Annotated in this window: 9 protein-coding genes; 2 read left to right on the top strand and 7 right to left on the bottom strand. The window is 37.1% G+C overall.

Annotation, left to right across the window (positions count from 1 at the left end; all coding sequences use genetic code 11):
* Nucleotide 1: 1 nt before the first annotated feature.
* The 7 genes from NZ923_01495 to thiI all read right to left on the bottom strand — a co-directional run bounded on the left by NZ923_01495 (nucleotide 2) and on the right by thiI (nucleotide 9,299).
* A complete protein-coding gene (locus tag NZ923_01495; protein MCS7228692.1) occupies nucleotides 2-1,468 on the bottom strand; it encodes an insulinase family protein in 1,467 nt (488 codons plus the stop codon).
* A 23-nt stretch (nucleotides 1,469-1,491) separates the two neighbouring features.
* On the bottom strand, nucleotides 1,492-2,817 hold the full coding sequence (locus tag NZ923_01490) for an insulinase family protein (protein MCS7228691.1): 1,326 nt from the start codon (nucleotides 2,815-2,817) through the stop codon (nucleotides 1,492-1,494).
* A gap of 33 nt (nucleotides 2,818-2,850) precedes the next feature.
* Entirely contained in the window at nucleotides 2,851-4,863 is a 2,013-nt protein-coding gene (locus NZ923_01485; GenBank protein MCS7228690.1) for a S9 family peptidase, read from the bottom strand.
* A 176-nt stretch (nucleotides 4,864-5,039) separates the two neighbouring features.
* On the bottom strand, nucleotides 5,040-6,074 hold the full coding sequence (locus NZ923_01480; protein ID MCS7228689.1) for a glycosyl hydrolase family 18 protein: 1,035 nt from the start codon (nucleotides 6,072-6,074) through the stop codon (nucleotides 5,040-5,042).
* A gap of 13 nt (nucleotides 6,075-6,087) precedes the next feature.
* Nucleotides 6,088-6,969: an NAD(P)-dependent oxidoreductase gene (locus NZ923_01475; GenBank protein MCS7228688.1), complete on the bottom strand. Its 882-nt coding sequence runs from the start codon at nucleotides 6,967-6,969 to the stop codon at nucleotides 6,088-6,090.
* A gap of 17 nt (nucleotides 6,970-6,986) precedes the next feature.
* Nucleotides 6,987-8,063, bottom strand: a complete 1,077-nt coding sequence (locus tag NZ923_01470) for a peptidoglycan DD-metalloendopeptidase family protein (GenBank protein ID MCS7228687.1) — start codon at nucleotides 8,061-8,063, stop codon at nucleotides 6,987-6,989.
* 3 nt (nucleotides 8,064-8,066) lie between these two features.
* Nucleotides 8,067-9,299: a tRNA 4-thiouridine(8) synthase ThiI gene (thiI, locus tag NZ923_01465; protein MCS7228686.1), complete on the bottom strand. Its 1,233-nt coding sequence runs from the start codon at nucleotides 9,297-9,299 to the stop codon at nucleotides 8,067-8,069.
* 217 nt (nucleotides 9,300-9,516) lie between these two features.
* On the opposite strand from thiI, the gene NZ923_01460 reads away from it, so the two are divergent.
* Nucleotides 9,517-12,297, top strand: a complete 2,781-nt coding sequence (locus NZ923_01460; protein MCS7228685.1) for a carboxypeptidase regulatory-like domain-containing protein — start codon at nucleotides 9,517-9,519, stop codon at nucleotides 12,295-12,297.
* Nucleotides 12,298-12,491: 194 nt separating this feature from the next.
* A complete protein-coding gene (eno, locus tag NZ923_01455) occupies nucleotides 12,492-13,787 on the top strand; it encodes a phosphopyruvate hydratase (protein MCS7228684.1) in 1,296 nt (431 codons plus the stop codon).
* Nucleotides 13,788-13,850: the final 63 nt, after the last annotated feature.

Raw genomic sequence — 13,850 nt, 5'->3', positions numbered from 1 at the left:
TTTATTTTTCAAAAACTTCATCAACAGGAATTATCTTGAAGTTTTCCGCTCTCGCATTAAGTTTATATTCTTGAATTATCTTATCTTCGTCAAGAATTGACTGCGAAACAGGGCTTACATAGGTTATCGGGCTTGGCTTATTTGAAATCAAATCCTGCATATAAGATTGCGCATCTTTCGTAACGGCGACTATCTTTATGTTTTCAAAGTTAAGATATTTCTTTATCGCATTATTAACATCTTCAACAGTTAAATTTCGTAGCTCTTTCTGAACTTTGTCAATAAAATATTCAATCCCATACCAATCAGAGTCCATCATATACCCGAGGCGTCGGTTAAGAGTTTGAACCCAGAGCTTTGAGTAATTAAGCAAAAATTCCCTTGTTGATTCAAAATCTTCCTTGCTTAACCCATTTTTCACAAGAATTTCAAGCTCTCTTATTGCTTGTCTTAAGACAAAGTGTCTGTTTTTATTCTCAACTGGTCTTATCCAGACGCTGAAATACTGCTGTCGCCTCGGTATGTTCGGCACAGGGAAAGTTGAACCGCCATCCTGAACAAAATGTTCAATATATGAGTAATTTCCATAATTTAACCCACGCTGACCTCTTATCTTTTGCATTAAAATACCATTGAAAGTTCTATGTTCACCAAAATATGAATTAGCAACCATCAAAGCATAGAAATCTTTATGTGAACGATTGATCGCGATTGGAAAACCGAACGAAATTGCTGTTGATCTTGTCTCTTTTTCAATTAATAAAAATTCAAGCCCATTAACTTTCTCTGGTTCTGGAAGTTGAACAGATTCAGGTTTGCCTTTTGGAAGCTTAGCGAAATCTTTCTTTATCTTTCCTACCAAGCTTTTGGGATAACTACCGGCAATTCCAAAAACTATATTGCCCTGTGTGAAATACTTTTTGTAAAAATTCTTAACATCTTCAAGCGTGATATTACTCAGTCCTTGCACGGTTCCAAATTCTGGCGAATGATACGGATGATTTTCATATATAAACCACACGAGCGCCTGCTTCCCCAACTCCTCGTCATTTCCGCTTCTTATCGTCGCACGAATGTAATTCAAAAGTAAATCTTTGTTCCTTTTGAAATCTTGTTCATCAAATCTTGGATTCAAAATCAAATCCGAAAAAATTTTGTAAAACTTATCAACATGATCTCTATGAACCTCGCCAATTATGACGCTGACTTCTTTATCAAATTGATAATTGATCCTTGCTGCCAAGGGATAAAGTCTCTCTTGGATCTCTTTATATGTCAATTCTTTTGTTCCACCCTGCGCAAGCATTAAAATCGTCAACGCATTCAGCCCCTCTTTACCCTTTGGATCATTCATAGATCCGGTTTCAATCATAACCCTAAATGTCACGATCGGATAATTCGGACTGTAAAGTTCTTTAACTCTTATTTCCGAATTTCTTGCAAATGCGAGAATTGAGGTTATCATCATTAGGAAAATTAATTTTTGTGTTCTCATTTTTTCTCCTCCGTTAATGTTACGATTGTTCTATTTTCCTTGGTAAAGTATTTTTGGACTGCCCTCATTATGTCCTGCGGTGTGACCTTTTCATAAAGTGAATAGAGCTCGTTTACTGATTCAGGATCCCCGGTTAATTGAAAATAATTTCCAACTATGTAAGCGACGCTGTTTGGATTATCCAAAGACATCGCAAAGGAATATCTCATATACGACTTAACCTGTTCAAGTCGCTCTTTTGAAACAGGTTTTACTTTCAGCTCTTCAATCGCTTTGAAAATTTCGCTCTTTACTGAGTCAATCAAATCTTCTCTTTTAATTCTCGTCATGATAATAAACAAAAACGGATCCCTTCTATCTGGTGCATCACCTTGAATAAAATCAACCCACTGTTTTTCAATTACGAGCTTTTGATAAAGTGGTGCTGTCCTTGAGAAGAGAAGTTCGGAAACGAAATCAATAGCTGCGCGATCAACATTTTTAGTTGAGAACTCTGGTATACGATAACCGATCATAAGGTAAGGCAATGTTTTACCTTTCCAAGCGATGTGCCCCACCTTTTCCTCTGTCTGCGGTGGTTCAACAGGGATCTCTGGTTTAAAGTTTCCTCTCTTCCATTTGCCGTAATATTTCTTTATAAGATCAATCAATTTTTTCTGATCAAAATCTCCAACCACAACAATTGCACAATTTTCAGGACGATAATAGCGATCAAAAAATTGCAAGCTATAATCATACTGATTTGGCATATCAAGTATATCTTTTAAAAATCCTATCGTTGTATGTTTGTAAGTATGAGTTGTGAAGGCAAGATCTTGAAGTTTTTCATAAAGCGCAAGAAACGGGCTTGACGCGCTTTTGTTGTACTCACCAAGAATTGCACCTGCCTCGGTTTTAAATTGTTCTTCGGTATACTTTAAATTCATAAAACGATCTGATTCAATATCAATTATTGTCTCAAGAGCATCGCTACTTGCCACAATATGATATGCAGTCCAATCAGCACTGGTAAATGCATTAAAATCCGCCCCGAGCCGTTTTAAAATATCGTTGTAAACCTGTTCTGGATACTTCTCAGTCCCACGAAACATCATATGTTCAAAGAAATGTGCAAATCCGGTTTTCCCAGGTTCAACTTCATTTCTTGACCCTGCTCTTACGACGGTATAATAAGCTATTATCCCAGGTGAATCAAATGGAACGGATAAGACGGTTAAACCATTTTCAAGCACGACCTTGTTGATTTTGAACGGGAAGATCTTACCTTGCGAAAACAAAAGATTTGAAAGCAAAAGCATCAGAATTAGTGTTATTTTTTTCATTTTTGAGTTAGGTTTTGTTTTAAAGTTAATGTCTTATTTCACTTCTGTTAATTTTGAATCACGACCGATATGTCGGTTAAACCAAGCGATTATCCTTTTGCCAATGTCAACAATAAATTTCGGCTCTTGAACACCATGCGGAGTTCGCGGATAGATTATCATTTCCGTTGGACAACCCTGACGCTTTAAAGCATTGTAAAACTCTTTACCTTGCGATACAGGGACTCTTACATCCGCCTCACCATGAATTATTTGAGTCGGAGTTGTTACGCCTTTAACATTAAAGATAGCCGAATGTCTGATATAAACATCAAGGCGATCCCAAAACTCACCAGAGAAGTAATCCGGCAAAAAGCTCGGAATATCAGCCGTTCCTGTGAAGCTTACCAAATTTGTCACACCAGCACCAACGCTTGCTGCTTTAAATCTTTTTGTTTTCGTTACTATGAAAGATGTCATATAACCACCATAACTCCATCCAGCAACACATAAGCTTTCTGGATGAACAACTCCCATATCAATTAACTTATCAACCCCAGCCATTAAATCATCATAATCACCAAATCCCCAGTCATTATAATTTGCAAATCTAAATTCCTTGCCGTATCCAGTGCTACCCCTTGGATTAGGTCTTAGTATAACATAGCCTTCTTGTGCGAAAGCTTGAATTGGATAAATGGCACTTGCCGCTGTGTAGTTCTGTGTGAAAACACTAGCTGGACCACCGTGGATGAGAAGGACAAGAGGATACCTTCTTCCCTTTTCATAATTTACTGGATAAGTGACAAGTCCTTCAATTTCATACTTTCCATCTTTTGATTTCCAAGTCAAAATTTCCGTTTTACCCATCGGAAGTCTGGGGAAATCAGAGTTGACATCTGTCAACCTTCTCGGTTCAAATTTCTTCAAACTTGTTATATAAACATCAGGCGCAGTTTCAGAATTTTGATAAACAAACGCCATCGTTGAACCATCTAAACTAAATGAAACATTTGTATAATTACCATTATCTGGAGTTAAAGCCCTTGGCTTTCCACCATCAATAGGTAAAGCATAAACACGCATAGTTGTCCTATAGGCTTCGCTGACATAGATTTCTTTCCCATCTTTTGACCATGAAATTATTCTACAATTTTCATCAGGTGTTGGAGCTAATTTTTTAGCTTCCCCACCAGATAGAGAAAAAACATAAACATGTCTTAACCCAGCCCACTTTATCATTCCACCGTCGGATTCAAAAGCAATCCACTTGCCATCAGGTGAAAATCTCGGATTTGCATCAGAACCTTTCCATTTTATCAATGCCTTTACTTCACCGCTATCGGCTGGAATAATTGAAATATCGGAAGTTGTCCAGACATCTGGGCTTGGATTTATCTGATGCGAGAAAACGATAAATTTTCCATCCGGTGACCAATCAAACGAAGTTATGTGGAACTCCCCCGAAGTTAAACGCTTAACAGGATATTCACCTTTTTTGTCCTTTTCAAGTTTGACGATGTAAAGATGCGCATATTTATAATTTTTATCAACAACTATCGCATCAAGTTTTTCCTTTTTCGCTTTAATTTCTTCTTCCGTTTCAGGATCAGCACTTGTGAAAGCAATAGATCTTGAATCAGGTGCCCATCTGTAAGATATAACTCCCGACTTTGAATTAGTTATTTGTTCAGCTTCTCCACCTGTTAATCTTAAAACCCATATCTGATTTTTACCATCTTTTCCCCGCGCCGAGATAAAAGCAAGATATTTCCCATCCGGAGAAAAAGATGGATTTGTGCAAGATTTTTCACCAAATGTAAATTGATAATTCATCTTACCATCCGATGAAACGACCCAAATATGAGTAAGATATTCCGACTTTTCCCCTTCCATCAACGGGACCGAAACAGTGTAAGCGACAAGCTTTCCATCCGGAGAGATAGCAGTTTCACCAACGCGTTTGAACTTTATCATAACATCTGGAGTCCATCTATCTTGCGAAAAGATAAAACCGAAAACAACCAAAATTAAAACGATCTGGATTGCAAATATACCTCTTCGCATTGTTTTAACCTCCATTGTTTTTGAAAATTTTAATTGCCAATTAGTGCAAAGAACGAATTCAAGATTATGGCTTCACAGAAGCATTTCTTGCTGTTTTTGTCAAAAATTATTTTGTCTGTAGTTATAAAATTGCTTTCTTTTTGTGATCGCTAAAAAGCGATCAAACATTTTTCCTTTTAGTTTGCCAAAAATCCTTTAGGTTTAAGTTTTGATTCAATAACTTTCCAAAACTCAGCTGGTTCACCGTCAAGTCGCCATATGGCGATCCCAGCAAGATTGTATTTTAGCACAAGATCTATTTTTTTAGATAAACTTTTTTCGTCCTCAAAATAAATCACATTTTCAACCCCATTTTCATCTTTGAACTTAAAGTATGGCGATTCAGCTTTCCTGTCCCATTTTTTCTTCAGATTGTATTTCTCAATCACTCTTACAAGTTCGGGATAATAAATTCCACGCCCTTGTTCATTCCCTTTCCACCATCTTCCATAAAATGGTACTCCAAGCACGATCTTTTGTGGTTTTATTCCCTGTGAGATTGCAAATTTTATCGTTTCTTCAACCCACCACTTTGGCGCAATTGGCCCTGGCGGATCAAGTCGTCCCCTATAATCATATCCCATTATAACAAAATAATCTACAACTTCGCCAAGTTCAGCGTAATCATAAACACCAGCCCAACCAATGAACTTTTCTTCTGTCTTTGAAACAACATCAACGCTTACTATTCTACCGTAATTATGAAGCTTCGCACAAACGAGCTCAACGAACTTGGTATATCCGTCACGCACATTCACAAATGGTCCTTCAAAATCAAGATTTATTCCAATGAAATTGCCATTAAGAACAATTTTTAAAATTGAATCAGCTACCCTTTCCCTTGTTTCTGGTTCGGAAAGCAAAGCTTCCGCAACATCAACACGAAACCTTTGATTTACGACAAGTGGCATAAGTGGTATATCATTTTGAAGTGCAAAGTTTAAAAGATTTGAATCAACATCAGCGATTATGTTTCCTGCGCTATCAATACTAAACCATGTCGGCGAAGCAATGGAGATCAAAGCAGAGTTTCGCTGAAGCGAGAGAAAACTTGTAGTGTCAAATTTTACAACCCAAGCTATCACTATTTTCGGTTGAGGCTCAAAAGGTGGTCTTAATGTTGCACAAGATGAGAAAAGCAAAATTAAAAGTGTTAAAATTGCATTCTTCATCAAAGAAATAAGTTTAAGTTTTTAAACCAGCCATCTCTGAAATAACTTTATAAATCGCGGAGTAATCAAGATCTTCATATCCTTTGGAAAGAGCCGCAATGTAAATCTCACGAATCGCAGAAACAACTGGAAGTGGGACTTTCAACTCTTGCGCTGTTTCAAGAACTAAATTTATATCCTTCAAAAGATGTTTGACATAAAAGCTAGGTTGAAAGTTTCCATCAATTATTGACTTTCCCTTGACTTGATACATCTGGGAATTTAACGCGGAATTTTCAAGAACCTCAAGGACAGTTTCTTTTGGAATTCCAGCTTTCTCAGCGACGATGAACGCTTGCACCAACGCCATAATCATTGTTGCAATCATTGAATTCATAGCAAGTTTTAACCTTGCTGATTCCTCAACAGAGCCAAACTCCCAGATTCTTTTCCCAAGAACATTGAAAATTCCTTTACATTTTTCTATTGCCAACTTATCACCGCCGGCAAAGATCAAAAGATTTCCGCTTTCCGCTTGAGCTTTCCCACCGAGCACAGGTGCATGGATGAAATATGCGTTGAAAGCTCTATAATCATTGTAAAGCTTGCGTGTCGTTGCAGGAGAAATTGTGCTCATATCAATGTGGATGAAACCACTTCTGACGCTGTTTAAAATTCCGTCTTTATCATATACAACGCTTTCAACAGCTTTTGAATCAGCAAGCATTGATATAACGACTTCGCAATTTTTTGCAACTTCACCAGGTGTTTCAGCTGGGATAACTCTTGAGGAACCAAGATTTGAGATTTTATCCTTCGTTCTGTTATAAACAACCAATTCAAAGCCATTGTTTAAAAGTCGCTTCGCCATCATTTCACCCATTATTCCAAGCCCAATGAATCCTACTTTTTCCATTTTTGTTCTCCCAATTTTTATTTGACAAATACCATAAACTTTGACGCTACAAAATCACCAGCAAAGATCGTATAAACATAAACTCCACTTGCAAGACCATAAGCATCAAAAACCGCATAGTGAAGCCCTGGCCCTTTTTCTTCATCTACGAGCGTTTTAACCTCTCGCCCAAGTAAGTCATAAACTTTCAAAACGACGCGCCTTGTTTCAGGAAGATAGTATCTTATCACCGTGCTTGAATTAAATGGATTTGGATAATTTTGATAAAGTTCAAATTTTCCTGGCTTAAGATCATCTGCAACATCAGTTGGAGGATCTGCGCTAACAACTTGTCCAGCTCTTACTGTCACAGTCCTTGTGTAAAGTCCGTTAAGAGCTGTAATCGTGTAAGTTCCAGGTTTCACTTCCCCAATTGCATAATTTTCCTGATAAATATCATCACTTCCAATATATGGGTCGTTGAAGTTATAAGTCAAAGCATAACTGAAAGTTGTATATGGTGGTCTTGGCTTTGGATCTGGGCTTATGTTAACACGCGTTGAGTTAGGAGCATTTGGAATTTTGCCATAAATTGCTCCCGTTCCATTCATCGCAAACCACAATTCGGGATTTCTTCTTGTTCGGTAAGCGTCATACCTTGGAGTTCCAAGACGAATTTCAAAATGAAGATGCGGCCCGGTTGAGTAACCTGTATTTCCTGAAATAGCAACTGGTTCCCCTGCTTTAACACTATCCCCTTGATTTTTTAAAGGTCTTGACAAATGTCCATAAAGTAAATATAAATCTCTTCCCTCCCATCTTCCTTTGATAAAAATATAATTTCCGGCTCCATTTGGTTCATAACCTCCAATGGTATCGTATGGATTATATGCAACGAAATAGATCACCCCATCACATGCTGAATAGACGGTATCATATCTTACAAGAATATCAACACCAGTGTGAGCTCTGTTTTGAGGATCACGGATGTTTGGTTCACCGTATAGGTAAGAGCCATTGATCTGGATATGATCTGGGACCGGGCGTCTTAATCTAAACGATTGAGAATTAAGAAGTTGAACGAATAGCAGAAAAAGGATCAAAAGTTTTAACATTTTTCAATCCTCAATTTTTTCAAGTATGTTTTTGTTGAGGAAATCCGCGTAAATATTTTCAATCTCGGCGTTTTCAAGCGACATTTTAACGAGTTCATCCCAATTAAATTTTTTTTCAACTTCAAAAATGTCATTTAGATTTGCCCAAGTTTCTGGATGTCTCCCTGTCAAAAAGCTACAACAATCATCGTAAGGTTGGCTTGAGATCTCGTAAGTTCCTATTTCTCTTGCTTTTTGGATTATTTCCTCTTTATCAATCCCGATTAATGGTCTGAGTACAGGCAGAGTTGCAATTTGATTTATAACTCTTATATTCCTTAATGTTTGAGAAGCGACCTGACCTAAGCTTTCACCCGTGACAAGAGCTTCAGCGCCTTCTTTTTCCGCTATATTTTCGGCAATTTTTATCATCAAGCGTCTGTAAAGAATAGTTCTCAACTCAACAGGCGCGTTTAAAACAATTATCCTCTGTGCTTCAGCTATTGGAACGATGTAAAGTTTTGAATGGAACTGAAATTTGCTTAAAATCTTAACAATTTGTTTTACTTGCTCAATTGAATCGTAAGAAGTATAAGGATAACTATGGTAATGGACGAAAATAACTTTTGCCCCGCGTTTCATCATTAGGTATGAAGCGATCGGCGAATCAAAACCCGCTGATAATAAAGCGACAACTTTACCACTTGAGCCAACAGGTAATCCACCCGGACCTTTAAATCTATCTGCATAAACATAAGCTTCTCTGTCAACTATTTCAATATGCACTGTGATATCCGGATTTTCCAAATCAACATAGATCTCTTTGCCGTTGTTTTTAAATCTTTCAAGTATAAAAGCTCCAACTTTGCGATTTACCTCAACCGAGTTCAGTGGAAATTTTTTATTTTGTCTTTTCGTTTTTACGCTGAAGGTTTTAAAATTTTTATTCTTTAAAACTTTTAAACTCGCCTCACAAATCTTCTCCACATCAAGAGCTGATACGATACCGATTCCAAAGTTTGTCAATCCGAAAACATTGTTCAATCTTGACTTTACAATTTCAATTTTTCCCGCATCTTCAAATCCAAATGGTAAAACAACTTTCAATCTTCCATACCCACGTTTCACCATGTTTTGCTTAATGAGGTCAGAGAGCATAAAGGCGATGTTTGTTCTAAGCTTCTTCTCAAAAATTTCCCTGTTTCTTTGCTTCAGTGCAACCTCGTGGTAATGACATATGACAACCGCTGAGCTCATAGGCTCTCGTTCTTGGTTTTATCGCAGGTAAATTATTTTAAATTAAAATCAAAATCAAATTGATCAAACTTCACCCTACTTAGATAATTTTAAAACTCCATTCCAGCTCAACAAAAACAAACAAATTTTTCGCTTGAGCGATTTTGCTCACTTTCTACTTGACAGATAAAACAAAGGCTATTAAATTGAAAGTAAAAAATAAAACAGGTAGCCTGCCATGAAACGATTTATACTGATTTTATTAACAATTATTGGGGTAAATTACCTCGCAATAGGGCAGATAACTACCGGTAGTATTGAGGGGAGGGTAGTTGATAATGAAGGCAAACCATTATCAGATGCTCAAATAGTGGCGAAGAATTTAGAAACAGGTTTGGTAAGGGGAACGATCACTGCAAAGTCAGGAACTTATCGCATCCTTGGTTTGCAACCAGGGAAATACGAAATCACGGCAATGTATGTTGGTTATAGAAAAACCACGAAGATAATTGAAATTTTAATGGGTCAAGTGGAGACTATTAATTTTACACTAGTACCCGAAGCAATTGAGTTAGGAGCAGTTGAGGTAGTTGCTGTTTCATCGCCTATAGAATTAAAAAGAACTGATGTGTCAATGCCAGTAAGAAGAGAACAGATAGTTAATTTACCATTAGATACAAGAAATATCATGAATCTTGCTGCTTTAGTTCCGGGAATAAAATACTATTCACCTATTGGTGGTAGGGCACTACCCGAAGCAGGTTCATTACCACCGTTAAGATTTATACAATTATATGTTGATGGAGTTGAGTGGAAAAGCTATTTTAACGGTAACATAGTTGGAATTCCACAAACAGGGTCACCTCTTCCGCAAGAGGCTGTAAGAGAGTTTAGAGTTGTTTTAAATGCCTTTGATCCTGAGTATACTAGAGGAACAGCTTATGTGATTTCAGCTGTCACCCAAAGAGGAACTAATGAATTTAGAGGAATGGTATTTGCAAATTATAGGCATAAAAATTTAAATGCTCGCGGTCCATTTCAATCAGTAAAGCCAAACTATAATCGTCAGCAAGTTGGGCTTTCAATATCTGGACCCATAGTGCCTGACAAGCTATTTTTCTTTGGTTCGTATGAATTAAATAATGAAAAAAATTACATTGATGTTGTCCCAGGTAGACCAGCATATGCCCCAGGAATTTGGGACCAATATAGAGGAACATTTGATTCACCAACTGCTAATCACACGGGTGTGGTAAGGTTAACATATCAACCAACGACTGCGCACACTTTTGACCTTATATGGGCTACAAGATATATGGATAGCAAATTTTTCTTTGGGGGAACATTTGCATATACCGCTGGTATATATGGAAGATATCACATTAACTCTTTTTTATTCAGAGATACCTGGATAATTTCTTCAAATGCTATGAATGAACTATCGCTCCACTATTTGAGGTGGAGACACGATGAACCATTAATAAAAACAGGTCCTGCGTATATCTATCCGAGCATATCTTTAGGACGTGGAACATTCCCAATTCGCCTCGCTGAGGATCATTACAGGTTAGTAAATAAATTCACGTATAACCTTACAGATTTTTATGGGGAACATGTTTTTAAAGCTGGTTTTGAAATTACAAGAACCACATCATCTCCTTGGTTTCCATACTTTTACTATGGTCAATTTGTCTTTGATACCGATACCAGTACACTTCCAAGAACTGCAACAATAGGAATTGGTTTCACTGATCCATATACTACAAAAGATGCGGAAGGATCCCTCGATGGTTGGACAATTGGTGCATTTATTCAAGATAGATGGACACCTATACCGCAATTAACACTTAGCTTTGGGGTTAGATGGGATGCAGACATTAATACTATGAACAACAAATTTAAAGTAAGATGGGCTGATAGCACAGAATTAACGAGCAAGATACCGGAAGAATATTTTAATAGAGGAAATAGAGAAAATGATCTTGATAACTTTGCTCCAAGAATAAGTTTTACTTGGGATGTATTTGGCACTGGCAAAACGATTCTGCGGGGTGGCTATGGAATTTTCTTCGATAGGTTACCCAACTTTATTGCATATTTTGAACAATTATATTCAAAATGGGGAATCTATACTTTCATAAATCCAGGAACTACCGATCCTAATGTGTTACGCCAAAGAATTCTAGGAGGACAAGGGACAATAAGACCAACTGTATATCTACTTCACAGGCGAATGCTAACACCAGCAGTGTACCAATTTTCACTGGGGATTGGACATCAACTTACTTCAAATCTCGGGATAACAATTGATTATATTAACAATCGCGCAACTGCTCTATATGTGCAAACAAATGCAAATTACTATATACCAAGTCAAAGGAAAAGAGCAATTTCTGATAAGTATAGCGACATATATCTCTGGGGTAGTTATGGACGAGCATTTTATCACGGATTTTTAACTAACCTTCTTTATAAAACTGCTTCAATAAGTGTTCAATTATCTTACACTCTCTCATGGGCCTATTCAGATTTTGATGGAGTAACTCCACCAGCTTATCCATTTGCATCAAGCTACAGAAAACAAAGAAGTAGCGCCGACGAGAGGCATAGATTTGTCCTAAACTGGATAATTAATTTGCCCTTCGGAGTTCAATTCAGCGGTATAGGTATTTTTGCATCGCCAAGACCATATAATGTAATTGTTGGAATGGATTTAAATGATAACAATTTCTTTGATGATGATTGGCCAAATGATACACGGATTAAAACACTTGACTGGCGAAAAATAAGAAATTGGTATAAACAAGTTGACATTAGATTGAGCAAGTCAGTGACTTTAAGGAATACAAGGTTTGAAATTATGTTCGATGCATTCAATGTGTTTAACTGGTTTAATGCAGCTGGTTACTTCAACAGAATGTATGATGCAAGAGGTAATCCACTTGCAAACTTCGGTTTGCCAAATAGTTCATATGCCCCGAGATATCTGCAAGTTGGGATAAGATTTTTCTACGAATAAACCTTCAGCTCGGGCTCCACTAAAATTTATTGTGGAGCCCGATTTTTGCTTTATTAGTTTTAATATATCATCTTGTACCCCCTACCGAAACCCCGAAACATCCCTTAACTTGAGCATTTTCCAAAAATAAAATTGATTTTTCGCAATTTTGTTGATATAATTAACTCAAATTAAAAACAAAAAATAAAAGCACCATGTCCACTACAATAGTTGATATTCAAGCACGAGAGATCCTTGATTCAAGAGGAAATCCGACAATTGAAGTTGATGTCCACCTTGAATCAGGTGCAATGGGACGCGCAGCTGTACCAAGCGGCGCTTCTACAGGTGAAAATGAGGCACTTGAGTTGAGAGATGGAGATTCAAAAAGATATCTCGGTAAAGGAGTTTTAAAAGCAGTTGAAAATGTTAACAATATAATTTCAGAAGAACTTGAGGGATGGGATGCGCTTGATCAAGTTGGAATTGACAGATTTTTAATTCAACTTGATGGGACTCCGAATAAATCGCGTCTGGGGGCAAATGCAATCCTCGGCGTTTCGCTTGCAGTTGCAAAAGCAGCTGCAAATCACCTTGGAATTCCTCTCTACAGGTATATCGGCGGTGTAAATGCGAAAGTTTTACCTGTCCCCTTGATGAATATTTTAAACGGCGGTAGACATGCTGACAATAATGTTGATATTCAAGAATTTATGGTCGTCCCTGTAAATGCTCCATCATTTTCAGAAGCTTTAAGAATGGGGGCGGAAATCTTTCACTCGCTTAAATCAGTTTTAAAATCAAAAGGCTATAATACCGCAGTTGGTGATGAAGGTGGATTTGCGCCAGATTTAAAATCAAATGTTGAAGCTATAGAAATCATACTTGAAGCAATAGAAAAAGCAGGTTACAAAGCTGGCTCTGATGTTTATCTCGCACTTGATAGCGCAGCAAGTGAATTTTATCAAAATGGCAAATATGTTTTCTTTAAATCAGACAGAAGCGAGAAAACATCCGAAGAAATGGTAAAATTTTATGAAGGCATTGTAAAACAATATCCAATAATTTCCATTGAAGATGGAATGTCCGAGCATGATTGGGAAGGTTGGAAAATGCTAACCGAAGCACTTGGAGACAAAATTCAACTCGTTGGTGATGATATTTTCGTAACAAATATTGAGATATTTTCAAAAGGTATTGAAAAAGGAATCGCAAACTCAATTTTGATAAAGCTAAATCAAATCGGAACACTAACCGAAACACTTGACTGCATTGAGCTTGCGAAGAAAAATGGATATACAGCTATCGTAAGCCATAGATCTGGCGAAACAGAAGATACAACAATTGCTGATCTCGTTGTTGCAACAAATGTGGGACAAATAAAAACAGGTTCCACCTCAAGGACAGATAGAATTGCTAAATATAATCAACTATTAAGGATTGAAGAAGAACTCGGTGAAGATGCAGTTTTTGCAGGTTTGAAAGCTTTTAAAGTTGCAAAACAAGGTTGAAAAATAGCGGTTTGGTTTTCCTCTGATTTTTTATTATTTTTACAAAAATTTTGAGGAAAAATC

This window comes from Candidatus Kryptonium sp., from assembly GCA_025060635.1.
Lineage (GTDB): Bacteria > Bacteroidota > Ignavibacteria > Kryptoniales > Kryptoniaceae > Kryptonium.
The sequence above is the reverse complement of the archived record's forward strand: the minus strand, read 5'-3'. Positions and strand labels throughout refer to the sequence as shown.

Coding starts and splice junctions, on each gene's coding strand:
- NZ923_01495 (MCS7228692.1), bottom strand. CDS start 1,468: ATGATGATAACCTCAATTCTCGCATTTGCAAGAAATTCGGAAATAAGA.
- NZ923_01490 (MCS7228691.1), bottom strand. CDS start 2,817: ATGAAAAAAATAACACTAATTCTGATGCTTTTGCTTTCAAATCTTTTG.
- NZ923_01485 (MCS7228690.1), bottom strand. CDS start 4,863: ATGCGAAGAGGTATATTTGCAATCCAGATCGTTTTAATTTTGGTTGTT.
- NZ923_01480 (MCS7228689.1), bottom strand. CDS start 6,074: ATGAAGAATGCAATTTTAACACTTTTAATTTTGCTTTTCTCATCTTGT.
- NZ923_01475 (MCS7228688.1), bottom strand. CDS start 6,969: ATGGAAAAAGTAGGATTCATTGGGCTTGGAATAATGGGTGAAATGATG.
- NZ923_01470 (MCS7228687.1), bottom strand. CDS start 8,063: ATGTTAAAACTTTTGATCCTTTTTCTGCTATTCGTTCAACTTCTTAAT.
- thiI (MCS7228686.1), bottom strand. CDS start 9,299: ATGAGCTCAGCGGTTGTCATATGTCATTACCACGAGGTTGCACTGAAG.
- NZ923_01460 (MCS7228685.1), top strand. CDS start 9,517: ATGAAACGATTTATACTGATTTTATTAACAATTATTGGGGTAAATTAC.
- eno (MCS7228684.1), top strand. CDS start 12,492: ATGTCCACTACAATAGTTGATATTCAAGCACGAGAGATCCTTGATTCA.